The organism is Mesorhizobium sp. P2_B11, from assembly GCF_056404855.1.
The window spans coordinates 147,834-173,067 of sequence record NZ_JBFUDF010000005.1 but is presented as its reverse complement, the minus strand read 5'-3'; the positions used below and the strand labels follow the sequence as shown (position 1 = coordinate 173,067).

General features: G+C 63.3%; 26 protein-coding genes and 2 pseudogenes. 12 read left to right on the top strand and 16 right to left on the bottom strand.

The features are described from left to right. Positions 1 to 63: 63 nt before the first annotated feature. Complete coding sequence (locus AC1DYJ_RS17485) at positions 64 to 789, bottom strand: hypothetical protein (RefSeq protein WP_477289329.1); 726 nt, start codon at positions 787 to 789, stop codon at positions 64 to 66. 128 nt (positions 790 to 917) lie between these two features. On the opposite strand from AC1DYJ_RS17485, the gene thrC reads away from it, so the two are divergent. The 4 genes from thrC to AC1DYJ_RS17465 are packed head-to-tail and all read left to right on the top strand — an operon-like array spanning position 918 to position 7,131. Beyond that, positions 918 to 2,315 carry a threonine synthase gene (gene thrC / locus AC1DYJ_RS17480; RefSeq protein ID WP_477289327.1) on the top strand — a complete coding sequence of 466 codons (1,398 nt, stop codon included), beginning with the start codon at positions 918 to 920 and terminating at the stop codon, positions 2,313 to 2,315. A 14-nt stretch (positions 2,316 to 2,329) separates the two neighbouring features. Continuing rightward, a complete protein-coding gene (locus AC1DYJ_RS17475; protein WP_477289325.1) occupies positions 2,330 to 3,622 on the top strand; it encodes a M16 family metallopeptidase in 1,293 nt (430 codons plus the stop codon). 20 nt (positions 3,623 to 3,642) lie between these two features. Then, a complete protein-coding gene (locus AC1DYJ_RS17470; RefSeq protein ID WP_352584641.1) occupies positions 3,643 to 4,239 on the top strand; it encodes a GNAT family N-acetyltransferase in 597 nt (198 codons plus the stop codon). A gap of 3 nt (positions 4,240 to 4,242) precedes the next feature. Beyond that, entirely contained in the window at positions 4,243 to 7,131 is a 2,889-nt protein-coding gene (locus AC1DYJ_RS17465; RefSeq protein WP_477289323.1) for an EAL domain-containing protein, read from the top strand. A 95-nt stretch (positions 7,132 to 7,226) separates the two neighbouring features. Here the strand turns inward: AC1DYJ_RS17465 and AC1DYJ_RS17460 are convergent, their stop codons facing one another. Next, positions 7,227 to 7,835: a YqgE/AlgH family protein gene (locus AC1DYJ_RS17460; protein ID WP_023668405.1), complete on the bottom strand. Its 609-nt coding sequence runs from the start codon at positions 7,833 to 7,835 to the stop codon at positions 7,227 to 7,229. A gap of 214 nt (positions 7,836 to 8,049) precedes the next feature. Here AC1DYJ_RS17460 and AC1DYJ_RS17455 point away from each other — a divergent pair, with 214 nt between their 5' ends. From AC1DYJ_RS17455 to AC1DYJ_RS17445, 3 genes are all read left to right on the top strand, one after another. Next, positions 8,050 to 8,856 carry a protein-disulfide reductase DsbD domain-containing protein gene (locus AC1DYJ_RS17455; protein ID WP_477289321.1) on the top strand — a complete coding sequence of 269 codons (807 nt, stop codon included), beginning with the start codon at positions 8,050 to 8,052 and terminating at the stop codon, positions 8,854 to 8,856. 110 nt (positions 8,857 to 8,966) lie between these two features. Beyond that, positions 8,967 to 9,443, top strand: coding sequence for a redoxin family protein (locus AC1DYJ_RS17450; RefSeq protein ID WP_477289319.1), 477 nt, complete (start codon positions 8,967 to 8,969; stop codon positions 9,441 to 9,443). 69 nt (positions 9,444 to 9,512) lie between these two features. After that, positions 9,513 to 9,992 (top strand): DUF2938 domain-containing protein, encoded by a 480-nt coding sequence (locus tag AC1DYJ_RS17445; protein ID WP_477289317.1) that lies wholly within the window; start codon positions 9,513 to 9,515, stop codon positions 9,990 to 9,992. Positions 9,993 to 9,996: 4 nt separating this feature from the next. On the opposite strand, the gene AC1DYJ_RS17440 is transcribed toward AC1DYJ_RS17445, so the two are convergent. The 14 genes and pseudogenes from AC1DYJ_RS17440 to coxB all read right to left on the bottom strand — a co-directional run bounded on the left by AC1DYJ_RS17440 (position 9,997) and on the right by coxB (position 20,627). Further along, on the bottom strand, positions 9,997 to 10,656 hold the full coding sequence (locus AC1DYJ_RS17440) for a hypothetical protein (protein ID WP_477289315.1): 660 nt from the start codon (positions 10,654 to 10,656) through the stop codon (positions 9,997 to 9,999). 94 nt (positions 10,657 to 10,750) lie between these two features. Continuing rightward, entirely contained in the window at positions 10,751 to 11,338 is a 588-nt protein-coding gene (locus AC1DYJ_RS17435; RefSeq protein ID WP_477289313.1) for a histidine phosphatase family protein, read from the bottom strand. 31 nt (positions 11,339 to 11,369) lie between these two features. Next, the gene (gene rnhA / locus AC1DYJ_RS17430) at positions 11,370 to 11,915 is read right to left on the bottom strand and encodes a ribonuclease HI (protein WP_477289311.1); all 546 of its coding nucleotides are present in this window, start codon (positions 11,913 to 11,915) and stop codon (positions 11,370 to 11,372) included. Next, positions 11,912 to 12,874 carry a homoserine kinase gene (locus AC1DYJ_RS17425; RefSeq protein ID WP_477289309.1) on the bottom strand — a complete coding sequence of 321 codons (963 nt, stop codon included), beginning with the start codon at positions 12,872 to 12,874 and terminating at the stop codon, positions 11,912 to 11,914. The genes rnhA and AC1DYJ_RS17425 overlap by 4 nt, the downstream gene beginning before the upstream one ends. Before the next feature lie 7 nt (positions 12,875 to 12,881). Further along, the gene (gene ispH, locus AC1DYJ_RS17420) at positions 12,882 to 13,892 is read right to left on the bottom strand and encodes a 4-hydroxy-3-methylbut-2-enyl diphosphate reductase (RefSeq protein ID WP_477289307.1); all 1,011 of its coding nucleotides are present in this window, start codon (positions 13,890 to 13,892) and stop codon (positions 12,882 to 12,884) included. A 124-nt stretch (positions 13,893 to 14,016) separates the two neighbouring features. After that, the gene (locus tag AC1DYJ_RS17415) at positions 14,017 to 14,772 is read right to left on the bottom strand and encodes an SURF1 family protein (protein ID WP_477289305.1); all 756 of its coding nucleotides are present in this window, start codon (positions 14,770 to 14,772) and stop codon (positions 14,017 to 14,019) included. Next, positions 14,769 to 15,155, bottom strand: a complete 387-nt coding sequence (locus tag AC1DYJ_RS17410; RefSeq protein WP_477289303.1) for a DUF983 domain-containing protein — start codon at positions 15,153 to 15,155, stop codon at positions 14,769 to 14,771. Before AC1DYJ_RS17410 ends, AC1DYJ_RS17415 begins: the two co-directional genes overlap by 4 nt. A gap of 3 nt (positions 15,156 to 15,158) precedes the next feature. Continuing rightward, positions 15,159 to 15,275 (bottom strand): annotated as a pseudogene (locus tag AC1DYJ_RS17405) (L,D-transpeptidase family protein); the annotation flags it as partial. Between the two features lie 85 nt (positions 15,276 to 15,360). Then, positions 15,361 to 16,242: a cytochrome c oxidase subunit 3 gene (locus tag AC1DYJ_RS17400; RefSeq protein ID WP_477289300.1), complete on the bottom strand. Its 882-nt coding sequence runs from the start codon at positions 16,240 to 16,242 to the stop codon at positions 15,361 to 15,363. A gap of 1 nt (position 16,243) precedes the next feature. Then, positions 16,244 to 16,870 (bottom strand): cytochrome c oxidase assembly protein, encoded by a 627-nt coding sequence (locus AC1DYJ_RS17395; protein WP_477289298.1) that lies wholly within the window; start codon positions 16,868 to 16,870, stop codon positions 16,244 to 16,246. An 8-nt stretch (positions 16,871 to 16,878) separates the two neighbouring features. After that, positions 16,879 to 17,034 carry a hypothetical protein gene (locus AC1DYJ_RS17390; RefSeq protein WP_477289353.1) on the bottom strand — a complete coding sequence of 52 codons (156 nt, stop codon included), beginning with the start codon at positions 17,032 to 17,034 and terminating at the stop codon, positions 16,879 to 16,881. A gap of 2 nt (positions 17,035 to 17,036) precedes the next feature. Continuing rightward, on the bottom strand, positions 17,037 to 17,981 hold the full coding sequence (locus tag AC1DYJ_RS17385) for a heme o synthase (RefSeq protein ID WP_477289296.1): 945 nt from the start codon (positions 17,979 to 17,981) through the stop codon (positions 17,037 to 17,039). Positions 17,982 to 18,051: 70 nt separating this feature from the next. Next, entirely contained in the window at positions 18,052 to 19,704 is a 1,653-nt protein-coding gene (gene ctaD / locus AC1DYJ_RS17380) for a cytochrome c oxidase subunit I (protein ID WP_352584617.1), read from the bottom strand. Between the two features lie 38 nt (positions 19,705 to 19,742). Next, positions 19,743 to 20,627 (bottom strand): cytochrome c oxidase subunit II, encoded by an 885-nt coding sequence (gene coxB, locus AC1DYJ_RS17375; protein WP_477426171.1) that lies wholly within the window; start codon positions 20,625 to 20,627, stop codon positions 19,743 to 19,745. Between the two features lie 375 nt (positions 20,628 to 21,002). Between coxB and AC1DYJ_RS17370 the strand changes: the two genes are divergently transcribed. The 5 genes and pseudogenes from AC1DYJ_RS17370 to AC1DYJ_RS17350 all read left to right on the top strand — a co-directional run bounded on the left by AC1DYJ_RS17370 (position 21,003) and on the right by AC1DYJ_RS17350 (position 25,201). Next, on the top strand, positions 21,003 to 21,569 hold the full coding sequence (locus AC1DYJ_RS17370) for an invasion associated locus B family protein (protein ID WP_477289292.1): 567 nt from the start codon (positions 21,003 to 21,005) through the stop codon (positions 21,567 to 21,569). Positions 21,570 to 21,642: 73 nt separating this feature from the next. After that, the gene (locus AC1DYJ_RS17365; RefSeq protein WP_477289290.1) at positions 21,643 to 22,110 is read left to right on the top strand and encodes a YbjN domain-containing protein; all 468 of its coding nucleotides are present in this window, start codon (positions 21,643 to 21,645) and stop codon (positions 22,108 to 22,110) included. A 105-nt stretch (positions 22,111 to 22,215) separates the two neighbouring features. Then, positions 22,216 to 23,628, top strand: a complete 1,413-nt coding sequence (tldD, locus tag AC1DYJ_RS17360) for a metalloprotease TldD (protein WP_477426169.1) — start codon at positions 22,216 to 22,218, stop codon at positions 23,626 to 23,628. Between the two features lie 67 nt (positions 23,629 to 23,695). After that, positions 23,696 to 24,398: pseudogene (locus tag AC1DYJ_RS17355) on the top strand (NAD-dependent deacylase). Positions 24,399 to 24,547: 149 nt separating this feature from the next. After that, complete coding sequence (locus AC1DYJ_RS17350; RefSeq protein WP_477289286.1) at positions 24,548 to 25,201, top strand: transglutaminase-like cysteine peptidase; 654 nt, start codon at positions 24,548 to 24,550, stop codon at positions 25,199 to 25,201. Positions 25,202 to 25,234 lie beyond the last annotated feature (33 nt).

Here is a 25,234-nt window from a genome sequence, read left to right as displayed (position 1 = left end):
CTATCTCTTTGTTTTTACGCAATTCCGGACGGAAAAACCGCACACACTTTTCCTGGAATTGCTCTAGTTCGTTGCGGGAGCCCGCTTCTTTTTCTTGCCGGACTTCTTGTCCGCTGCCGCCGGCGCGGTGTCGTCATAGCCGGCATAGACCTGATAGTCCCTGGCTGACGGTTCGGGCACCACGACGTTGGAATCGGTGTACACGAACTGGGTCGCGGTCGACGGATCGCTGACCTGGATCTGATACGGGTGGATCTGCGAATAAAGCACGTCGGTGCCGTGCATGACGGCGATGCGGATCGGCATGGTGATGGTGCCGGGGGCGAACATCGGTCCCGGCACGATCTTGCCGGCAACGCCAACCTTCATCGTCAGCTGGCCGTTGGCGCGGCTGCAATCGCGGCTGACATCGCTGATCGAGGCCTGGTAGATGATCTTGGTCGGATCCTTGTTAGGATCGACGATGGTTCCGTCCGGCGCCGTCGGCGCGGCGGCAGCGGCCTCGGCCTCTGCGTCAGCCTTTTTCTTTTTCGGCTGCGGCGCACCCTTGGCGTAAGTGTTGAAGTAGGCCGTGCCGTCGCGCACCGTCACTTTCGGGCAATAGGCCTGCAACTGGCTGGCGAGAATCTTAGGGTCCTGCGGCGGTATTGGCGCATTCGGGTCGGTCTTCTTACCTATTCCGAGGTTGAGGATGCCATTGTCGCTCGATTGGCAGCCGGCGGCGGCAAGCATAAAGCCGGTGAGCGCCAGACCCGCGACAAAGCGACGGTCGAACTTATAAAACGCCATGAAACTGCACTTCCCTCTCGCAAAGCTGGTGACGTATAGCAACGGCGCGGCAAAAATGCGACTGAGCCAGCGCAGAAATTAACCACTCTGTGGTGAACGGAAACGCCAAGCGGCAACGGGTCTGTGACATGCAATATGTGAGTACTCGCGGGGAAGCGCCCGCGCTGGGATTTTCGGACGCTGTGCTGGCCGGACTGGCACGCGACGGTGGGCTCTATGTGCCGCGCGAGTGGCCGGAGTTTTCGGCAGCCGATATCCGCGCCATGCGCGGCCTGCCTTACGCCGACCTCGCCATCCGCGTGCTGACGCCGTTCCTCGGCGGCGAGATCGCGCCACCCGTTTTCGAGCGCCTGGTGCGCGAAGCCTATGCGACCTTCCGCCATCAGGCCGTCTGCCCGCTGGTGCAGACCGGCCCGAACACCTTCATCCTCGAGCTCTTCCACGGTCCGACACTGGCTTTCAAGGACGTCGCCATGCAGCTGCTTGCCCGGCTGATGGACCATGTGCTGGCCGAGCGCGGCCAGCACGCCACGATCGTCGGCGCCACTTCGGGCGACACCGGCGGTGCGGCCATCGACGCCTTTGCCGGCCGCGACCGCACCGATATCTTCGTGCTGTTCCCGCATGGCCGCGTCTCGCCGGTGCAGCAGCGGCAGATGACGACATCGACCGCCGCCAACGTCCAGGCGCTGGCCATCGAAGGCAATTTCGACGATTGCCAGGGCTTGTTGAAGGACATGTTCAATGACCATGCCTTCCGCGATGGCGTCTCGCTGTCGGGCGTCAATTCGATCAACTGGGCCCGCATCATGGCCCAGATCGTCTATTATTTCTCCTCGGCGCTTTCGCTCGGCGCGCCGGACCGGCCCGTTTCCTTCACCGTGCCGACAGGCAATTTCGGCGACATTTTTGCCGGCTACGCCGCCAAGAAGATGGGCCTGCCGATCGAGCGGCTGATCGTCGCCACCAACGACAACGACATATTGGCGCGCACCTTCGCGACCGGCGAATACCGCACCAAGGGTGTGTTTGCGACGACGTCGCCATCGATGGACATCCAGGTGTCGTCGAATTTCGAGCGGCTGCTGTTCGAGGCCTCCGACCGCAACTCCGAAACCGTGCGGCGCTACATGGCCGGGCTGAAACAATCCGGCGCCTTCACCATCGAAACGGCTGAAATGGCCAGGATGCGGGCCGAATTCGACGCCGGCCGCGCCGGCATGGATGAGGTTGCCGCCACCATCCGCTCAACGCTTGAAACCAGCAACTATCTGCTCGATCCGCACACGGCCGCGGCAGTGCATGTCGCCGCCGGCAAGGCTGACGGCGCCGTGCCGATGGTGGTGCTGGGCACGGCGCATCCGGCCAAGTTCCCGGCGGCTGTCGAAGCCGCCTGCGGCGTGTCACCGGCCCTGCCTGCATGGCTGGGCTCCTTGATGTCAGCCGACGAAAAATACACGGTACTTCCATCCGACCTGAAAATGGTGGAAGATTACGTGAGCCGCCACTCAAGGGCAGCGCGTTAGGGAGTACTTGCCATATGGGTGTTGAGGTAAGCCGTCTGTCGAACGGCCTGACAGTCGCCACCGAAACCCTTCCAAGCCTCGAATCCGTTGCCCTTGGTGCCTGGGTCAAGTCGGGCGCTCGCAATGAGCGTGACGACGAGCACGGAATGGCCCATTTGCTCGAGCATATGGCCTTTAAGGGCACGAAAAGGCGTAGCGCCTTCGAAATCGCTTCGGAAATCGAGGATGTCGGCGGTGAGATCAATGCCGCCACCAGCGTCGAAACGACGTCGTACTATGCCAGGGTGCTGTCCGACGACGTGCCGCTGGCCGTCGATATCCTTGCCGACATCCTGCAGGAGTCCGAGTTCGACCCGCAGGAACTGGAGCGCGAGCAGCATGTGATCCTGCAGGAGATCGGCGCCGCGCACGACACGCCCGACGACATCGTCTTCGACCGTTTCACCGAAACGGCGTTCCGCCACCAGACGATCGGCCGCTCGATCCTTGGCACGCCGGAAACCGTCAAATCCTTCACCTCCAAACAGCTGCACGATTTCATCGAACGGCAATATGGCGCCGAGCGCATGGTGATCGTGGCGGCCGGCGACATCAAACACGACAATTTCGTGCGCGAAGTGGAAAAGCAGCTAGGTGGCTTCCGCAGCAAGGCCGACAGCACCATGCCGCAATACGCGCAGTATGTCGGCGGCGATTTCCGCGAGGATCGCGACCTGATGGACGCGCAGATCGTGCTCGGCTTCGAAGGCCGCGCCTATCATGTGCGCGACTTCTACGCCTCGCAGGTGCTGTCGATGATCCTCGGCGGCGGCATGTCATCGCGCCTGTTCCAGGAAGTGCGCGAAAAGCGCGGCCTGTGTTACTCCGTCTATGCCTTCCACTGGGGCTTTTCCGACACCGGCATTTTCGGCGTGCACGCCGCGACCGGGCAGAGCGACATTGCCGAACTGGTGCCCGTCATCATCGACGAGTTGCAGAAGGCCGGCGAGAACATCCTGCAGGAAGAACTCGACCGGGCGCGTGCGCAATATCGCGCCGGACTGATCATGTCGGCGGAAAGCCCGGCCAGCCGCGCCTCGCAAATCGCCAGGCAGCTGCTTTTGTTCGGCCGACCGATCGCCAAGGAGGAGTTGATGGAACGACTGTCGGCGCTGACCATCGAGCGGCTGACCGACCTGTCGTCACGGCTGTTTTCGACCAAGCCGACGCTGACCGCCGTCGGCCCCGTGGGTACGCTCGCGCCCTATGAGGCGATCCTCGATTCGCTTGCGGGCACGCACACCACGGCCCGCAAGCTCGCCGTCTAAGTCCCCTCAAGGCGCGCCCCGTGTTCGCGCTCCCTTTCTTTCGCCGTGACCTGCCGGCACTGAAGGGCGACCGGGTCACGCTGCGCGTGCCCTACACCAACGACTATCGCGAATGGTCGGCGCTGCGCGGCGAAAGCCGCGCCTTCCTCGAACCGTGGGAGCCGCGCTGGACGCCCGACGAGCTCGACCGCACCGCATGGCGGCTGCGCATCGGCCGCTACCGCGAAGACTATGCACAGGGAACCGCGATCGCCTTCTTCATCTTCGAGAAGGCAAGCGGCAAGCTCGCCGGCGGCATTACGCTGGGCAACATCCGCCACGGCGTCTCGCAAAGCGGCCATGTCGGCTACTGGATCGGCGAGCGGTTTGGCGGCCGCGGCCTGATGACCGACGCGGTCAAGGTGGTCTGCCGCTTTGCCTTCGATACGCTGAGGTTGCACCGGATCGAAGCTGCCTGTATTCCCGACAACGCCCGGTCGATCCGAGTGCTTGAAAAAGCCGGATTCCGGCGCGAAGGACTTTTGCGATCCTACCTCAGGATCAACGGCATCTGGCAGGACCACTACCTCTACGCCCGGATCGCGGACGATCCGCCGGGCGCTGGAACGAAGGACTGATTTTTGACGAATTTCCTGCGAAACGGGTCGCTGTTGGCCGTTGTTCTGGCGGCTGTCGTCACGCTCTGCGCGGCGCTCCCGGCCTTCGCCGTTGAACCGATCAAGATTGCCCGCGACGATGTCGCGCTCGACCTGTCGCGCGCCGTCGAGATCTACCGCGACCAGGGCGAAAACTTCCAGGTGTCGACCGCGCCCGGCCCCGACGGCATCGTGCGACGCATCGAGGTCGAGGCCAATGATGCACGCTCGACCGGTGACTGGGCGGTGTTCGCGCTGGCCAACACCACCGACCAGCAGCTCGACCGCCTGATCGTGGCGCCGCATTTCCGGCTGGTGAATTCCGGTATCTTCTGGCCCGATCTCGGCGCCACGCGCATCGCCGCGATCACACCCAGCGAGGGCTTCGCGCTCGACCGTCAGTCGAGCCCCGACGCCGACGTGTTCCGGGTGACGCTGAACCCGGGAACCGTCATCACCTTCATCGCCGAACTCGCCTCGCCCAAGCTGCCGCAGGTCTATCTCTGGGAGCCGGAATCCTACAAGGACTCGGTCAATTCCTACACGCTGTTTCGCGGCATCGTCATCGGTATCGCCGGCCTTTTGGCGCTGTTCCTGACCATTCTTTTCGTCGTCAAGGGAACGTCGATGTTCCCGGCAACGGCAGCGCTCGCATGGGCGGTGCTTGCCTATATCTGCGTCGATTTCGGCTTTCTAAACAAGATCATAGAGATATCGCCCGGCAATGAGCAGATGTGGCGGGCGGGCACGGAGGTGGCGCTTGCGGCGACCTTCGTGGTGTTCCTGTTCGCCTATCTCAACCTAAACCGATGGCACGGCCATTTCAGCTATGGCGCGGTGGTCTGGATCCTCGGCCTGCTGCTGATCGCGGGCGTGGCCATCGTCGATCCGGCGGTCGCCGCCGGCATCGCGCGGCTGTCCTTTGCCGCCACCGCGCTGACCGGCCTCGGTCTGATCATCCTGCTCGGCATACGCGGCTACGACCGTGCCATCATGCTGGTGCCCAGTTGGGTGATGGTGCTGCTGTGGCTATGCGGATCGTGGATGGCGATCACCGGCATGCTCGACAACGACATCGCCCAGCCGGCCTTGGGCGGCGGGCTGATCCTGATCATCCTTTTGATCGGCTTCACCGTCATGCAGCATGCCTTTGCCGGCGGCGCTTTGCATCAGGGCCTGTTCTCCGACCTCGAGCGCCAGGCGCTTGCCGTGGCCGGTTCCGGCGACACGGTGTGGGACTGGGATGTGCTGCGCGACCGCGTCGTCACCAAGCCCGACGTCAGCATCCAGCTTGGCCTTGCGCCGAACAGCCTGGGCGGTGCCGCCCGCAACTGGCTGCCGGTGCTGCATGCCGATGACCGCGACACCTTCCGCACCACGCTCGACGTGGTGCTGGAACACCGGCGCGGCCGGGTCTCGCAGAATTTCCGCCTGCGCGGCGCCGACGGGCACTACCACTGGTTCTCGCTAAGAGCCCGGCCGGTGATCGGCTCGGACGGCGAAGTGATTCGCTGCGTCGGCACCATGGTCGACGTCACCGAGCAGAAAAAGTCCGAGGAACGGCTGTTGCACGATGCCGTTCACGATAATCTGACCGGCCTGCCCAACCGCGAACTTCTGATGAACCGGCTGGAAGCCATCATCTCGATCGCACGCACCGAAGAGAAGGTGCGCCCAACTGTCTTCGTCATCGACATCGACCGCTTCAAGCAGGTCAATGACGGGCTTGGCATCTCGGCCGGCGACACCATCCTGCTCACCATTGCGCGCCGCCTCCACCGGCTCTTGAAGCCGAAGGATTCGCTGTCGCGCTTTGCCGGCGACCAGTTCGCGCTGATGCTGCTGTCCGAACAGGACCCGTCCCGCATCGCGGCGGTTGCCGACGCCATCAAGCACGCCATCAACAACCCGATCACCTTCGCCAAGCGCGAGATCGTGCTGACCGCCTCGATCGGCCTGATCACCTGGACTTCGGCGCAGACTTCGGCCGAGGACATGGTCAAGGACGCCGAGCTTGCCATGCACCAGGCCAAGCGTTTCGGCGGCGACCGGATCGAGCCGTTCCGGCCGGCCTTCCGCACCGTCGGCACCGATCGTCTGCAGTTCGAATCCGATCTGCGCCGCGCCATCGAGCGGCGCGAATTCACCCTCGCCTACCAGCCGATCGTGCGGCTCGAGGATGGCAGCATTGCCGGCTTCGAAGCGCTGCTGCGCTGGGACCATCCGCGCCGCGGCATGATCCCGCCGGGCGACTTCATTCCGGTCGCCGAAAGCTGCGGCCTGATCGTACAGCTTGGCCTGTTTGCCATGCAGCAGGCGGCCGAGGACCTCGCCGGCTGGCAAAAGCAGATCGGCGACACGCCGCTGTCGGTGTCGGTCAACCTGTCCAGCCGCCAGCTGATCCGCCGCGACCTGGTCAGCGACGTCCGCTCGGTCATCGCGCGTGCCAATCTGAAGCCGCGCTGCTTCCGGCTGGAACTCACCGAATCGCTGGTCATGGACAATCCGGAGCAGACCTCGCATGTGCTGACCAAGCTGAAGCAGCTCGGCATCGGCCTGTCGCTCGACGATTTCGGCACCGGCTATTCCTCGCTCGCCTATCTGACGCGCTTCCCCTTCGACACCATCAAGATCGACAAGAGCTTTGTTGACGACGCGACGCCGAAGCGCGCGGTGCTGCTCAAATCCATGGTCAACATGGCGCATGAGCTTGGCCTGTCAGTCGTGGCCGAGGGCATTTCGGATGAGAGCGATGCGCTGGAACTGCGGCAGATGGGCTGCGAATACGTCCAGAGCTTCATGTTCGGCGCCCCGATGCCCGGCGATCAGGTGCTGAAGGCGCTGAAAGAGCAGTATCCGATGACGCAGGCTTGACGCGTTCAGGCGCATTGCCTGGGCGCATGGTGGCTTGGGCAGAGGCCTCGGCTAATCTCGAAGGTGGACGAAGGCGAGGCTCGAAGGCGAAGGCTCTACGCGTGTCCCGCAGCCAGGCTGAGATGCGCCAGGTCGATGCCGATGGACGCCAGGATGCGGTCGTACTTCCGTTCGATGTCGGCGTCGAACAGAAGCTCCGGCGTGGCCGGGCAGGTCAGCCAGCCATTCTCGGCGATCTCGGTTTCCAGCTGGCCGGCGCCCCAGCCGGAATAGCCGAGCGCCATCAGCGCGCGGCGCGGGCCGCGGCCGGACGAGATGGCGCGCAAGATGTCGACGGTGGCGGTCAGGCAGATGTCGTCAGAGACGGTAAGCGAGGATTCCACGCGGTAGTCGCCCGAATGCAGGACGAAGCCGCGGCTGCGGTCGACCGGGCCGCCATTGCGCACGACGAAGTCGCGGGCCTGCGCCGGCAGACGGATCGCTTCCTGCTCGTTCATGATGCCGAGTTGCACCAGAAGATCGGGAAACAGCATCTGCTGCGTCTGGTTGATGATCAGGCCCATGGCGCCTTCATCGCTGTGCGCGCAGATGTAGATGACCGAGCGCGTGAAGCGGTCGTCCTTCATGCCAGGCATGGCAATCAGGAACTGGTCGTCGAGAAAGCCGCGTCCGCCGGCCGTCTTCTTGTGGCGCAACAAGTCCATGGAGGGAGCGTAACGCGTTTCCGGGACGCCGAAAAGATGCGCCGCGCGCGATTCGCCGAAAGCCCAATGGCTGGCGCAAACGATTCTTCAGCTCAAATCGACCCTGGCGGAATGCTTGAACGCGACTGTTCCTCGCCCAAAGGTCACGCAAATATGATACGCAGAGCGCCATGAAAACATTGCGCGGCCATGAACGGACGATCAAATCACCGCCATGCAAAGCTTGAAAATCCTGCTGCTCGCCGCCGCCATCGGATGCGGAGCAACCCTGCCCGCCGCAGCCTCCTCTTCCGACTGGTACAACAGCGAAGGCGGCAAGGTGCGGCTGGTGACATCAGGCAAGGCCGACGAGGCCGGCCGCATCCACGGCGTGCTCGATATTGCGCTCAAGCCCGGCTGGAAGACCTATTGGCGCGATCCGGGCGATGCCGGCGTGCCGCCGCAGATCGATGTCTCGGCCAGCACCAACATCACCGATGCGGCGTTTTCCTTCCCGCCGCCGCAGCGCCATGACGACGGCTACGGCAAATGGGCCGGCTACAACCATCCGGTCTCGCTGCCGGTGACATTCACCGTGTCGTCGCCTGGGGATGCGGCCGTCATCGATGCCGATATCTTTCTCGGCATCTGCGAGACGATTTGCATCCCGGTCCAGACGCGGCTGAGCGTCGATCCCGCCGCCGATCCCGACAATGCCGAGGATGCGGCGCTGGTGAAGGCGGCCCTTGCCACCCTACCCGCCCCTGCCAAGGCCGATTTCGGCATCAAGGTCCTGCCCGGCGACCACGAGACGCTGGTCGTCGAGGCGACCTTTCCCGGCGATCCGGAGGCAGCGGATTTCTTCGTCGCCGGTGAACGCGACTACATGTTCGGGGCGCCGTCGCGCAGCGAAAAGGACGGCCGGCTGGTGTTTACCATCCCGATCCTCGACCGGCCGTCGGCAACACCGACCGATGGCGGGTTGTATTACACCCTGACAAGTGCGCAAGGCGCGGTCGAGGGCGTTCTGCCGTTCCCCTGATACACGTCCCGATCCAGGCTTTCCCTTGATCCAGGTCTTGTCGGCGGTTGCGGGAGATGCCTGATTTCGCTATCGCAAGGAACCTTCCCTGCTTTGACACGAGGACCATCATGACCATTGCCGTTGGCGACAAGCTGCCCGATGCGACCTTCAAGGAAATGACCGCCGACGGCGCCAAGGTGATCACCTCGGCCGAGATCTTTGCGGGCAAGAAGGTCGTGCTGTTCGGCGTTCCCGGCGCCTTCACGCCGACCTGCAGCAACAACCATCTGCCGGGCTATCTCGAGAACCACGACGCCATCCTGGCGCGCGGCGTCGACACCATCGCCGTCGTCTCGGTCAACGATGCCCACGTCATGGGCGCCTGGGCCAATTTCACCGGCGGTCAAGGCAAGATCCTCTATCTCGCCGACGGCAATGGCGATTTCGCCAAGTCGGTCGGCCTCGATTTCGTAAGCAACGATATGGGGTTACGCGCGAGACGCTTTTCGATGATCGTCGACAATGGCAAGGTCACCGCGCTCAATGTCGAGACCAAGCCCGGCGTCGACACATCGGGTGCGGCTCACATTCTGAGCCAGCTCTAATCCCGGATTGCCATAACCTGGCGATCGCGCCCGCCCGGCGCGATGGCCTGCTTTTGGGGGATATCGACGATGTTCGACATCATCTGGCGCAGTGTTGCGATCGGCATCGGTGCCACGGTGCTGATGGATCTCTGGGCGCTGTTCCTGCATCTGGCGCTCGGCCAGCCGCGGCCGAATTGGGGGCCGCCCGGCCGCTGGGTCTGGCATCTCAGGGACGGCAAGGTCTTCCACGACGACATCGCCCATGCCGCGCCGTACGCGCATGAGACGGCGCTGGGCTGGGCCTTCCACTATTTCACCGGCATCGTCTACGGCGTCATCCTGGTGGCGCTGGTGGGCAAAGCTTGGCTGGACGCGCCGACCTTCCTGCCGGCCTTCATCCTCGGCATGGTCACCATCGGCGCCGGCTGGTTCCTGCTGGCGCCGGGCATGGGTGCCGGCTGGGCCGCTTCAAAGCGCCCCAACCCGATGCAGATCCGCGCCTTCAACGTGATCTCGCACACGGTGTTCGCGCTCGGCCTCTATGGCACCGCCCTGCTGATCCGCTGAGGATTTATTCGCTGACCACGCGCGGCTTCATCGCGGCGACGGTGTCGATGATCTCCCGACGCAGCGCGTCTTTCTCCGCCTCGAATTGCTCGCGCGTGATGCTGCGGCCGCCGGTGGCGGTGACGCCGAATTCCTCCAGCGTCGATTCATAGCGCGCCTTCCAACGGAGCACGTGACCGGTCATGGCCTGGGAGAGTGCCGGGACTGAACCCGGATGCGTCGGCAGGCCGCAGGATTGCGTCGTCCGCGCATCCGCCGCCAGCATGACGACGTTCCAATCGTCGAAGCCGATGAGATCCATCTGGGCATAGAGGAACGCGCCGTGCTCGCCGTCCCAGATCGACTGGTCGATGACCAGAAAGGGCATGGCGCGGCAATAGCCATGGCGCGCCGCCATCTCAGCGTTGAAGGTCTCGGTGCGCACCTGAAGCCGGTACCTGGCCGCGGCGAAAAGAGCGATGTAATCATCCGCCGTGCGCATGATGTTGCGCTGATCGTCCGGCGCGAAGCCGGCCTCGCGCAGGAATGAACCGATCTTCGGATCGTCCCAGAGCTCCTTTGAGAAAACGCGCGTCACGCCATCGGCATCCGGCGTCGGACGCATCATTTTCTTGAGATCGGCAAAGCTGTGCTGCTGCTTGCCGAAAGTCCTGCGTCCGAACATCGCCACGCCTCATCGCCAAGATCGATTGCGCCGTTCTATCACCCGGGGATGAAATCGACTTTAAGCCAAAGCCTAAATTGCTGGCTTCCGGCCATCAATTGCCGTGGCGTGGCTTGTCGATCGGCCGCCATCCGTGGAGGATGCTGTGCGCGCCGACATCATAGGCGAAATAGTTGCCGCCGCCGGCCGGCTGGTCCGCCTCGCGGCTGATCTCGCGGCCGCTGAGCGACAGCAATAGGAGCGTTCCGACGCCGCCATGACCGACGAAGGCAATGTCGCTGCTGTCGGCGGCACCGAGCACGGCCTCGGCCTCGCTCAGGATGCGTTGCTGGGCATCGATGGCGCGCTCCCAGCCGCGAATGCTTTTGTGCGGGTTTGCGAAGAATTGGTCGGCGACCGCCTCGAACTCCGGCGGCGGCAGGAAGCCTGTCGCGGACCGGTCGTTCTCATGCATGCGTTCGCGCACCTCAACCGTGAGGCCAAGATGCCTCGCCAGTATCTCGGCGGTTTCGATCGCCTTGCGCTCGGCCGACGAGACGATACGGCGGACCGAGCCGACCCATGGCTGCTCGAGCATGGCCAACGCCCGCGCCCGTCCGATCTCGGACAGTCCCCACTCCGGCACGGGAACGTTGGCATCGATCCGGACCTGCGGATGGGTGATGTAGTATGCAGTCGGCACGGGTGAGGTTTTCCTGCCGAGAAGCCTAAACTCAATAGCTCTGGGTCGAGCGCCGTGCCCTTGGCGCCGCAGGCTGCTTCTGGGATGCTGCCGGCTTCAACGCCGCTGCAGGCTTCGGTGCCGCAGGCGTGGCCGAGCCCTTCTTGAACGGCGCCATGCCTTCGCGTGCGAGTTCGTCGGCGCGTTCGTTCTCGGTGTGGCCGGCATGGCCCTTGACCCAGTTCCAGGTCACCTTGTGACGCCGGTTGGCCTCGTCCAGCGCCTGCCACAGTTCGCCGTTCTTGACCGGCTTCTTGTCGGCGGTCTTCCAGCCGTTTTTCTTCCAGCCGTGGATCCACTTGGAGATGCCGTCCATGACATATTTGCTGTCGGTGTGAAGCTCGACCGTGCACGGCTCCTTCAGCGCGTTCAGCGCCGAGATGGCGGCGAGCAATTCCATGCGGTTGTTGGTGGTCTCGGCCTCGCCGCCCGACAATTCCTTGGTCTTGCCGTTGAAGCGCAGGATGGCGCCCCAGCCGCCAGGGCCGGGATTGCCCGAGCAGGCGCCGTCGGTGAAGATCTCAACCTGCTTGGTCATGTCAGTCCATATTCCGAAGGGGACCTGATGGCGCGATGGAAGCGCATGCGGCGGATATATTCGGTCGGATCGCGCTTCATGACCAGCCCGCCATCGGGAACGGTCAGCCAGTCATAGAGCCTGGTCAGCATGAAGCGCAGCGCCGAACCGCGCGCCAGCATCGGCAGCGCCGCTTTCTCATCGTCGCTTAGCGGCCGCACGCTCTGATAGCCGGCCAGCAGCGCCGTGCCCTTGGTCAGGTTGAAGGAGAAATCCTTCTCGAAACACCAGGCGTTGAGGCAAGTGGCGACGTCATAGGCGTAGAGGTCGTTGCAGGCGAAATAGAAGTCGATGAGGCCGGATAGTTTTTCGCCGAGGAAGAAGACATTGTCGGGGAACAGGTCGGCATGGATGATGCCTGCCGGCAGGCCCTGCGGCCAATGGCGTTCGAAATCGGAGAAATCGGCGTCGACCTCGGCCGCCAGTCCAGGCTCGACCTCGTCGGCGCGGTCGCGCGCGGCGTTCCAGAGCTTGCGCCAGCCGTCGATGGCCAGCGCATTGTCGCGGGTCATCGCAAAATCCTGGCCGGCGAGATGTAGGGCGGCCAGCGCCTTGCCGACCTCCGCGCAATGCGCAGCTGTCGGCCGCCGCAGCGACAGGCCTTCGAGGAAGGTGATGATGACCGCCGGGCGGCCGGCCAGCGTGCCGATGACGGTACCGTCATGCGCGGTTACCGGCAGCGGACAGGAAATGCCTTTCCTGGCGAGATGGCCCATCAGGCCGAGGAAGAACGGCAGGTCGGCCTTGTCGACACGCTTTTCGTAGAGCGTGAGGATGTAAGACCCGCTCGATGTGTGCAGCAGAAAGTTGGAATTCTCGGTGCCCTCGGCAATCCCCTTGTAGGACAAGAGTTCGCCGACCGGATAGGCCCTGAGGAACGCGCCGAGTTCGCCCTCATTGACATCGGTGTAGACCGCCATGGGCTGTTCACGCGGCTCCGTTGACGAAGGCCATGTCGGCCCGCGTCAGTTCGACATCGCGCAGAACCCGCATGACTGGAAAATCCTCCGTTTCGGTCGCCGTGATCGCGAGATCGATGGTCACCTCGAAGCGCTGGCGGAAAGCGTCGATGATCTCGTCGACGATGATCTCCGGCGCCGACGCGCCAGCCGACAGGCCGAGCGTCGAGATGTCAGCGATGTCATTCCATGGAATTTCGGCAGCGCGCTGTACGAGAAGCGACATGGTGGCGCCGGCGCGCTCCGCCACTTCGACAAGACGGCGCGAATTGGAGGAATTCGGCGCGCCGACGATCAGATAGAGATCAGCGCCCGCGGCGGTTTCCTTGACCGCTTCCTGGCGGTTGGTGGTGGCGTAGCAGATCGATTCGGCGGCCGGCGCATGCAATTGCGGGAAGCGCTCCTGCAGCGCCCGGATGATGCCGGCGGTGTCCTCGACCGACAGCGTCGTCTGGGTAACGAAGCCGAGCGCTTCGGCGTTGGCGGGCGCAAAGGTTGCGGCGTCGGCTTCGGTCTCGATCAGCGTCACGGCGCCTTCCGCGAGCTGGCCCATGGTGCCGATCACTTCCGGGTGGCCGGCATGGCCGATCAACAGCACATGGCGGCCGAGCCGCTGATGGCGCATCGCCTGCTTGTGCACCTTGGAGACCAGCGGACAGGTGGCGTCGAGATAAAAGAGTTCGCGCGCCTGGGCGTCGGCGGGAACCGATTTCGGCACGCCATGGGCGGAAAACACCACCGGCGACTTGCGATGCTCGGGCGGGATCTCCGACAGTTCCTCGATGAACACCGCGCCAAGGCTTTGCAGGCCCTCGACGACATAGCGGTTGTGCACGATCTCGTGGCGGACATAGACCGGCTTGCCGTATTTCTTCAACGCCAGCACGACGATCTGGATGGCGCGATCGACGCCGGCGCAAAAGCCGCGCGGCTGGCAGAGCCGGATCGTCAAAGGAGGCTTGGTCTTGGTGTGAAGCATCTAATCCGGCCGGTTGTTCAGAGGCGAAATGAGGTGTGCACCCCCGCCCTGTCAAGGGCAGGTCTCTGTTGGAGCATGATCTTGTCCGAAAACCGGTTCCCACTTTTCGGGATCATGCTCGGGATCATTCCGGTTTTGCCGGACGGCGCAGCCTGATGATCAGCACCGCTGCAAGGGCGGCTGCCAGGCCATACCAGGTGAAGGCATATTGCAGATGAGAATTCGGCAGGTCGATGATGGTGACGCCGCCGACCGGCAGCCCGCCGGGGTTCGGCGCCTTGTCGGCGTCGATGAAGATCGGCACCAGCACGGCACCGGCGGGCAGGCCCGCGCTTGTCGCCATGGCGTCGCGGTCCTTCCAGTAGAAGATGTTCTTGGCCACATCATTGTCGGGCAGCATCATCGACGGCTTGGCCGGCAGCGGATTGCGCGCCAGCCCGGTGACCGTGACCTTGCCCGCCACTTGCCCTTGCGGACGCTTGGCAGCGTCCTTGAGATCATAGGGCACGAAGCCGCGGTTGATCAGCACGAAGCGGCCATCGTCGAGCGCCAGCGGCGTGTAGACATTGAAGCCGGCGTCACCGTCCCAGGTCGCGTAGAAATGCCGCTCGCCCGAATGCAGGAACGTGCCGCTGACGGTGACCGGCGTGTAGTCGACATCGCCGGTGGCGGCGAATTCCTTCTCGACTTCCGCCAGTGGCCTTGGCGCCGAATGGGTGCGCTGGTCGATCGTCGCCAGCAGCCCTTCCTTCCAGTGCAGGCGCTGCACCTGCCAGGTGCCAAGCCCGAGCAGGATCACGAACAGCACCAGGCCAAGGCCGAGCAGCAAAGCCGTCTTCGGCCGCGAACGGCCGGTGGTTTTCGCCAACGCCTCGCTCATTGTCCTTGGTCCAGCCGGCCTTCAGCCGCCTTGTTGGCGTATTGCAGCGTCAGCAGCACGCCCTTGATCAGCCTGAGTGCCGTCAGGCAAAGCGCCACCGCCAGCGGTATCCAGATGATGAAATGCAGCCAGAGCGGCGGGCTCAGCGTCACCTCCACCCACAGCGCCAGCCCGACGATGATGAAGCCGATGATCAGGATGACGAACACCGCCGGGCCGTCGCCGGCATCGGCGTAGGAATAGTCGAGGCCGCAATTCATGCAGCGCTTGCCGACGGTCAGGAAGCCGGAAAACAGCCGCCCCTCGCCGCAGCGCGGACAGCGGCCGTGCAGGCCGGCCGAGATCGGCTCGATGGGTGGCCAGATAGCCTTGTCTTCGCTCATGCTCTACGGCTCGATTTCAATCGGCGTTCCATCCGGCACCATGGTCCAGATTTCATCCATGTCGGAGTCGGTAACCCCAATGCAGCCGTCGGTCCAGTCGACCAATTGAAGCAGCCAGCCCAATGGGCGCCAGAAAGAAGAAAGGCGGCCGCGTTGCCGCAACCGCCTTCCTGATTCTTCGGGGTCGTTTCGCCGGCGAAAGCTGTCAGTGGCCTTCGATCAGCGCGCCGGACGATCCCCAGACATAGATCGCGCTGAACAGGAACAGCCAGACGACGTCGACGAAGTGCCAGTACCAGGCAGCCGCCTCGAAGCCGAAATGCTGCTTCGGCGTGAAGTCGCCCTTCATCGCACGGATCAGGCAAACGAAGAGGAAGATGGTGCCGATGATCACATGGAAGCCGTGGAAGCCGGTCGCCATGAAGAAGGTGGCGCCATAGATGGAATCCTTGAAGCCGAATGGCGCGTGAATGTACTCGTAGGCCTGCACCATGGTGAACAGCATGCCGAGGCCGACGGTCAGCACCAGGCCGTTGATCAGCCCTTTGCGATCGCCATGGATCAGCGAGTGGTGCGCCCAGGTCACCGTGGTGCCGGACAGCAGCAGGATGATGGTGTTGTAGAGCGGCAGGTGGAAGGGATCGAGGACCTCGAGGCCCTTCGGCGGCCAGACGCCACCGGTAAAGGCGGTGCGGGCATATTGCTGCGCTTCACTCGGGAACAGGCTGGCGTCGAAATAGGCCCAGAACCAGGCGACGAAGAACATCACTTCCGAAGCGATGAACATGATCATGCCGTAGCGCAGATGCAGCGACACGACGCGCGTGTGGTGGCCCTCATGCGCTTCCTTGATCGTATCCGACCACCAGGCGAACATGGTGTAGAGGACGATGACCAGGCCGACGAAGAACAGCCATGGATTGGCGATGTTATGGCCGAAGATCGGGAAATCGCCGTTCTTGAGATACTGCATCCAGGCGACGCCGCCGACGGCGGTGACCAGCGCGCCGATGGACCCCAGGAAGGGCCATGGGCTCGGGTTGACGAGATGGTAGTCGTGTTGTGGTTTTGCGTGCGCGTCTGCCATATCAACCCCCGAGATTTGCTTCGGTATCGGAAACTTTGGTGGTGCTGTCCGGCGCCGATGAAGCGACCGGTTTGTTCTTTTCGACCGGGAACATGGTGTAGGACAGGGTGATCGTCTTCAAGTCCTTCAGTTCCGGCACGTTGACGATGTCTGGATCGACATAGAACACGACCGGCATGTCCAGCGTCTCGCCGGGCTTCAGTGTCGTGTCGGTGAAGCAGAAACACTCGACCTTGTTGAAGTAGGGGCCCGCCAGTTCCGGCTGCACGTTGAAGGTGGCGCGGCCGGTGACGGGGCGGTCGAACTTGTTGGTGGCGCTGTAGTGCGCCTGCGTCGTCTCGCCGATCTTGATGGTGACCGAGCGGGCGACCGGCTGGAACTGCCAGGGAATGCCATTGGTGTTGGCGTCGAAACGCACGGTGATGTCGCGATCCAGGATGCGGCCGGCATATTGCTTCTCGGCGCGCTGCGTGGTGCCGCCATAGCCGGTGGCCTGGCAAAACATCTTGTAGAGCGGCACCGCGGCGTAGGCCATGCCGATCATGCCGCCGAAGAAGGCGACGCAGAGGGCGGCGACAACGCGGTTGGTGTTCTTCTTCCTGGGGTCGGTCACGGTCGGGCGGGTCATCATCGGCCTCACATCGATCCGCTATGGCCGAATTTGACGATGGTGATGACGTAGAAGACGACAACCAGCGCCGCCAGCGCCAGGCCGATGGCCGCCGAACGGTTGCGCTGCGCCTTCTTCTGGCTTTCGGTCAGCGTGACCAGTTCAAGCTTCTTGTCGATCATGGTCATGCCCCACCGATGGCCAGAGCGCGACCGACGACACAGTCGGCCAGATAGATGGCGAAGATGGCGAAGAGGTAGAGCAGCGAATAGGCAAACAGCGCCTTGGCCGGCTTCATGGCGCGGTCGGCGTCGGTCATGCGCAGCACCTTCCAGGCATACCAGACAAAGCCGGCGCCGAGCGCCAGCGACGCGATGCCGTAGCCGGCGCTGGTGAAACCGAGCACCCAGGGCAGCACGCCGATCGGGGCGAGGATCAGCGCATAGGCAAAGATCTGGCGGCGGGTCGAGGCCTGGCCGGCGACATTGGGCATCATCGGGATGCCGGCCTTGGCGTAGTCGTCGGACTTGAACAGCGCCAGCGCCCAGAAATGCGGCGGCGTCCACAGGAAGATGATCAGGAACAGGACGAGGCTTTCGAGGCTGACCGTTCCGGTCACCGCCGCCCAGCCGATCACCGGCGGAATGGCGCCGGCGGCACCGCCAATGACGATGTTCTGCGGCGTCGAGCGCTTCAGCCACATCGTGTAGACGACGGCGTAGAAGAAGATGGTGAAGGCGAGCAGCGCCGCCGACAGCCAGTTCACCAGCACGCCAAGCGTCATCACCGACAGCACCGACAGCACAAGGCCGAAACTCAGGGCTTCGCCGGGCAGGATGCGGCCGGACGGAACCGGGCGGCCGGCGGTCCGGCTCATCACGGCATCGATGTCGGCGTCGTACCACATGTTGAGCGCGCCCGAGGCGCCGGCGCCGATGGCGATGGCCAGGATGGCGACCATCGCGATCAGCGGGTTGACGGTCACAGGTGCCGCCACCATGCCGACAAAGGCCGTGAACACCACCAGCGACATGACGCGCGGCTTCAGCAGGGCGAAAAAATCGCCCGCCGTGGCTTCCGAAATTCGAAAGCCCGCTTCGTCAATCAATGGGTCGTTGACCAGGGCCATGCGTAGTTGAGTCCAATCATTCCGTTGGCCGAAACCGCCGGCGGGCCGGCGGTTTCGTATTCAGGCTGCCTTACTTGATCTTCGGCAGCTGTTCCCACTGGTGGAAGGGCGGCGGCGAAGGCAGCTGCCATTCGAGCGTCGTCGCACCCTCGCCCCATGGATTGGCGCCGGCCACCCGCTTCTTCTGGAAGGCTTCGAAGACGCCATAGAGGAAGATCACCACGCCGACGGCCGAAATATACGAGCCGTAGGACGACACCATGTTCCAGCCGGCAAACGCGTCGGGATAGTCGATGGTGCGGCGCGGCATGCCGGCGAGGCCGAGGAAATGCTGCGGGAAGAAGATCAGATTGACGCCGACGAAGGTGACCCAGAAATGGGTGTTGGCGATCACCGGCGAGTACATGTAGCCGGTCATCTTCGGGAACCAGTAGTACCAGCCGGCGAAGATGGCGAAGACCGCGCCCAGCGACAGCACGTAGTGGAAGTGGGCGATGACGAAATAGGTGTCATGCAGCGACCGGTCGAGGCCGGCATTGGCGAGCTGGACGCCGGTGACGCCGCCGACCGTGAACAGGAAGATGAAGCCCAGCGCCCACAGCATCGGCGTCTTGAACGAGATCGACCCGCCCCACATCGTCGCGATCCAGGAGAAGATCTTCACGCCTGTCGGCACCGCGATGACCATGGTGGCGAAGACGAAGTAGCGCTGCGTGTCGAGCGACAGGCCGGTCGTGTACATGTGGTGCGCCCAGACGATGAAGCCGACGGCGCCGATGGCGACCATGGCGTAGGCCATGCCGAGATAACCGAACACCGGCTTCTTCGAGAAGGTCGAGACGATGTGGCTGATGATGCCGAAGCCCGGCAGGATCAGAATGTACACTTCAGGATGACCGAAGAACCAGAACAGGTGCTGGAACAGCAGCGGGTCGCCGCCGCCATCCGGGGTGAAGAATGTGGTGCCGAAATTACGGTCGGTGAGCAGCATGGTGATGCCGCCGGCCAGAACCGGAAGCGACAACAGCAGCAGGAAGGCGGTGACCAGCACGGACCAGGCAAACAGCGGCATCTTGTGCAGCGTCATGCCGGGCGCGCGCATGTTGAAGATGGTGGTGATGAAGTTGATGGCGCCGAGGATCGACGAGGCGCCGGCAATGTGGATCGACAGGATCGCCAGATCCATCGCCGGCCCGGGCTGGCCGGAGGTCGACAGCGGCGGATAGAGCGTCCAGCCGCCGCCAACGCCGTAGGCGCCGGGCGCGCTCGGCATGAACGCCGAAGCGATGAGCAGGATGAAGGCCGGCGGCAGCAGCCAGAACGAGATGTTGTTCATGCGCGGGAAAGCCATATCCGGCGCACCGATCATGATCGGCACCATCCAGTTGGCGAAGCCGCCGATGAGCGCCGGCATGACCATGAAGAAGATCATGATCAGCGCGTGCGCGGTGCCGAAGGCGTTGTACATGCTCTTGCCGCCGTCGATGGCGGCATCGCCGTTCATGCCATAGACCATCTGCGCCAGACCGGTGAAGATCTGGATGCCGGGCTCCTGCAGCTCCATGCGGATGACGACCGAAAGCGCGCCGCCGACGATGCCCGCGAAGATCGCGAAGATCAGATAGAGCGTGCCGATGTCCTTGTGGTTGGTGGAGTACACCCACCGGACCCAGCCATGGTAGGGCTTGTGGTCGTGATCGTCGTGAGCTGCAGCTTCTGCCATGGTCGGCTCCGTTCCCTAAATCTTGCTAACCCGCGGCATCAATTGCCGGCGGCCGCTACCTTGTTGGTACCGTCGACCTCGGCCATCAGCGCCTTGTTGGCGCCGGGAAGGTCGGTCTTGGCTGCTGCCAGCCAGGTCTTGTACTGCGCGTCGGAGACGACGCGGATGGCGATCGGCATGAAGGCGTGGTCCTTGCCGCAGAGCTGCGAGCACTGGCCGTAATAGAGGCCTTCCTTCTCCGCCTTGAACCAGGTCTCGTTGGTGCGGCCGGGAACCGCGTCCATCTTGATGCCGAAGGCCGGCATGGCGAAGGAATGGATGACGTCGGTTGCGGTGATCAGGACACGGGTCATGGTGTTGACCGGCACCACCAGCTCGTTGTCGACGGCCAGGAGACGCGGATAGACCTTGCGGTCTTCCTTGCCGATCGCGGCGCGGTCGGCGTCCTGCAGGATGGCCGAGTTGAAGGAGAGCGTGTTCTCGGTCTGGTACTCATAGTCCCAGTTCCACTGATTGCCCGTCGCCTTGACGGTCAGCTTGGCCTCTTCCGGCGGCGTGTACTGCGCGGTCAGCAGCTGGAACGAGGGGATGGCGATGAAGAGCAGGATGACGACCGGACCGACGGTCCAGATCACCTCGATCAGCGTGTTGTGGCTGGTCTTGGACGGAACCGGATTGACGCTGGCGCGGAACCTGAAGATGCACCAGGCAAGCAGAGCCAGAACCAGGACAGTGATCGGGACGACGAACCACATCGTGTAGTTCCCGAACCACTCGATCTGCCGCATCATGTCGGTCGCCGGCGGCTGAAAGCTCATCTCCCACGGCTGCGGCTGGGCCGCATGAGCGGAGGCGCCGGCGAAAAATGCGGCTGCAGCGCCTGCTGTTGCCATCAATTTGGCGCTTGCTGGGAATTTTCTCATCGCCCTCATCATCTCCCGGTTCCTCGCGATCGCGCGCAAGAATATCGAACAATGCCGGGATGGGAATCCCGGACAGTCCCAAGGCTGGTTCAAACCATACTCTATTTCCCTCCGCAAGAAAGGAGCGGGCGAAACCGTGCGGCATTTTTGCGCGCAGCCGCGACCGCGCCGTTTCAGCGACCTTTTGCCCGGCGCGCATCATCGACAGATGAGCTATGCGGGCTTGCGGCCGGAATGCGCCCGACGGTCGCAATTCGGGCGAATTTGCTAGGGAAAAGCGCATTATTGCGCTTGTCGGGGCTGACCGGCGGTCGCCCTATCCTTTACTTGGCCTTGGCGCGGCTTAAAGTGCCGTGATTCGCTAATGGAGCCGTCATGACCTCTTGGCTTTCGAGAAACTCCTGGCATTCGAAAGGCGCTTGGCTTTCGAGAAGCGGGGCGAAGGTCATCTTTCTCGCCGCCCTGATCGGTATCGGCGCGTCCGCAGCCGGCATCGCCAATGCAGCGCAGCCGAGCGGCACGGTCAAGTCGACGCATGGCGCGTGGTCGATCATCTGCGACACCCCGGCCGGCGCGACGTCGGAACAGTGCGTGATGATGCAGAACGTCGTCGCCGAGGATCGCCCGGAAATGGGACTTTCGGTGGTCGTGCTGCGCACCGCCGACAACAAGGCCGAGATCCTGCGCGTGCTGGCGCCGCTCGGCGTGCTTTTGCCCAACGGCCTTGGCCTCAATGTCGACGGCAAGGATATCGGCCGCGCCTATTTCGTGCGCTGCTTCCAGGACGGCTGCTATGCCGAGGTCATTCTCGAAAAGCCGCTGCTCGACACGCTCAAGACCGGCACGTCGGCCACCTTCATCGTCTTCCAGACGCCTGAAGAAGGCATCGGCATCCCCGTCGACCTCAAGGGTTTTGCAGACGGTTTTGCCGCCCTGCCCTGAGCTTGATGCTTGCGAAAAGGCCGACCCTGACGCAGAATTCCCACGGGTTTGATTTTTGGCTGTGGGGGTCGTCATGCGTGCTTTTTCTCTGCTTCTGTCGACCGGTCTGATCCTGACCGGCGCCATTTCCGTCGCCTTTGCCGAGGATACCGAAATCATCACGGCGCCAGACCCGGCGGTCATTCTCGAGATTGCGAAGGGCTATGGCTCGGCCAAGATGGACAAGGACGACGGCGGCGATCCGATGATCTCCGGCCGGCTGCAAGGCATGAAATATGTCGTCTACTTCTATGGCTGCGAAAACCACGAGAAGTGCAAGTCACTCCAGTTTTCCTCCGGCTATACCGATCCCTTCACGGCCGACCAGGCCAATGAATGGAACAAGAAGTATCGCTGGGTGAAGGCCTTCTCCGGTGACGGGTCGAACTTCAAGATGGATGTCATGTTCAGGGGTGGGGTTACCCGCTCCTATCTCGAGGAGCAGTTCTCGAACTGGGATTCGATGACCAGCGACATCAAAGACTTCGTGAACGAGAAGTAGGCCTGAGCGCTCCACGGTCCGGCTGCGGATTGTCATTGCGGATTGTGCAGGCGCGTCTTCGCGCCTACATCGTGGCAAACAACCATTCCTGTGAACGGACCTGCCATGAACAGCCTGATCGGCCAATTCGACATTTCAGACGATCGCATCAAGCGCATCGTCGCCGACACCCTTAACGGCGCCGATGATGGCGAGCTGTTCCTCGAATACAGCGAGAGCGAAGCGCTGATGTTCGACAATGGCAAGCTGAAGACCGCCAATTTCAACACCGACCAGGGTTTTGGCCTGCGCGCGGTGGCCGGCGAGGCCAGCGGCTATGCCCATTCCAGCGACCTGTCCGAGGCGTCACTGCTGCGCGCGGCGGACGCGGTGTCGACCGTCAAGGGCGGCTATTCCGGCACGCTTGCCGCCGCGCCCGCGCGCACCAACCGCCATCTCTACGGCGACGAGAACCCGATCCCCTCGCCTTCCTTCGAGGTCAAGGCCAAGCTATTGCAGGAAATCGACGCCTGGCTGCGGGCCGAGGATCCGCGCGTGCGCCAGGTGACGGCCTCGCTCGCCGCATCCTGGCAGCATGTCGAGATCGTGCGCGCCGACGGCCAGATGGTGCGCGATATCCGCCCGTTGGTCCGCATCAACGTTTCCGTCGTCGTCGGCGATGGCGACCGCCAGGAAAGCGGCTCCTACGGCATGGGTGGGCGCAAGGCGTTCGGCGAGTTCCTGCTCGAGGACGCCTGGAAGCATGCGGCCAAGGAGGCGCTGCGTCAGGCGCTGGTCAATCTCGAAGCCATTCCGGCGCCGGCCGGCACGTTCGACATCGTTTTGTCCAGCGGCTGGCCGGGCGTCATGCTGCACGAAGCCGTCGGCCATGGGCTGGAAGGCGATTTCAACCGCAAGAAGACGTCCGCCTTTGCCGGCCTGCTCGGCCATCAGGTGGCGGCCAAGGGCGTCACCGTGGTCGATGACGGCACCATGCCTGAGCGGCGCGGCTCGCTCACCGTCGATGATGAAGGCACGCCTTCGGCCCGCAACGTGCTGATCGAGGACGGCAAGCTGGTCGGCTACATGCAGGACCGCCAGAACGCCCGGCTGATGGGCATGAAGGCGACCGGCAACGGACGGCGCGAAGGCTATGCGCACCAGCCGATGCCGCGCATGACCAACACCTACATGACATCGGGCGACATGGAGCCGGACGAGATCATCGCCTCGGTCAAGAACGGCATCTATGCCGTCTCCTTCGGTGGCGGCCAGGTCGACATCACCTCGGGCAAATTCGTGTTCGGCTGCACCGAGGCCTACATGATCGAGAACGGCAAGGTGACGCAGCCGATCAAGGGCGCCATGCTGATCGGCAACGGGCCGGACGCCATGCACCGCGTGTCGATGATCGGCAACGACATGAAGCTCGACAATGGCATCGGCATGTGCGGCAAGGCCGGCCAGGGCGTGCCGGTCGGCGTCGGCCAGCCGCATCTGAGGATGAACCAGATGACGGTCGGCGGCACCAGGGTTTGAGGACGGCTGCGCGTTCCGGTAGCATCGCTGTCCAAACGATGTTTTCCGGGTGCCGGCGGCCGCAACCATGTCCAAGATCGTCATTCTGACAGGAGCCGGCATTTCGGCGGAATCGGGCGTCGCCACGTTCCGCGATCCCGACGGCGTCTGGGCGAAATTCAACCTCGAAGACGTTGCGACACCGCAAGGCTTTGCCCGCGACCCAGCCAAGGTGCAGGATTTCTACAATATGCGCCGGCGGCAAATGGGCAGCGTCGAGCCCAATGCCGCCCATATCGCGCTCGCCCGGCTCGAGCGGGAACTGCCTGATAGCGTCCTGCTGGTCACGCAGAACATCGACGACCTGCATGAACGCGCCGGATCGCAAAGACTGATCCACATGCATGGCGCGCTTGGCCGCGCGCTGTGCCAGGCCTGCGGGGCAAAGCAGCGCCTGGGCCGACGACATCGCCGTCCAGTCGAAATGCCCTGCCTGCGGCGCGGAGGGCCGGTTGCGACCGGACGTGGTCTGGTTCGGTGAAATGCCCTACCGCATGGAAGAGATCGGCTCAGCACTTGCCGGCTGCGACCTGTTCGCAGCGATCGGCACCAGCGGCAGCGTCTATCCGGCGGCGGGTTTTGTCGAGGAGGCGCGCGCCGCCGGGGCGCTGACGGTCGAGCTCAACCTGAAATGCGCCGGCTGGGCTTCGCGTTTCGACGAGCAGCTGGAAGGGCCGGCCACGCAAGTGGTGCCGGGGTTCGTGGAGCGGATTTTGTCAGGGACGGGCTGACGCTGGCGTTTCCAGATTGAATCCTCTGGGCACCTTGAAGTGAACACAATTCCATTAGGAAATTGGTAACTGTTCAACTGCCTGGGCTGCCGTTCCCGCACAAACGCAGTACCTGCTTCCTCGTTGCGGTGTTGGTGTTGGTGATGGCAATGCGACGTTCCCCCGGCGTCCTGACTCTCCTCCTTGGCTTCGTTTCTTTGGTCGGCGCGACAGCGCTGCAAGCCGGTCCGGCGGCAGCGCAGTCGACATGGTTCAAGGCGCGGTCGACGCAATCCGCCGCCGCTGTCGGCGCAAGCACCAGCGTTCCCTACGGTTGGGTCGATTTCTGCCACCGCCGGCCAAAAGAGTGCAAGGTGCCCGCTTTGCCGGCCGCCGACGTCAAGCTGACCGCGCAGAAGCTGAGCATCCTCAAGCGGGTCAATCTGAAGGCGAACAGGTCGATCAAGCCGGTCAGCAATTTCGATCACTGGGGCACGATGGAGGACCACTGGGACTATCCGGTGGACGGCAAAGGCGACTGCAAGATCTACGCGCTCTACAAGCGCAAGTTGCTTCTGCAGGCGGGGTTCCCCCGGCAGGCGCTGCTGATGACGGTGGTGCGCGACCTCAACAATGAAGGCCACACCATCCTGACGGTGAAGACCGACAAGGGCGATCTTGTCCTCGACAATCTGGTCGATGAGATCAGGCCGTGGAACGCCACGGGCTATTACTTCCTGAAACGCCAGTCGCAGCAGAACCCGAACACCTGGGTGTCGATCAATCAACGCGGCGGCACATCGAAGCGACTGTCGCCAAGTTAGGCTTTGTTTTTATGCATGTCGTTCTCTCAAAAC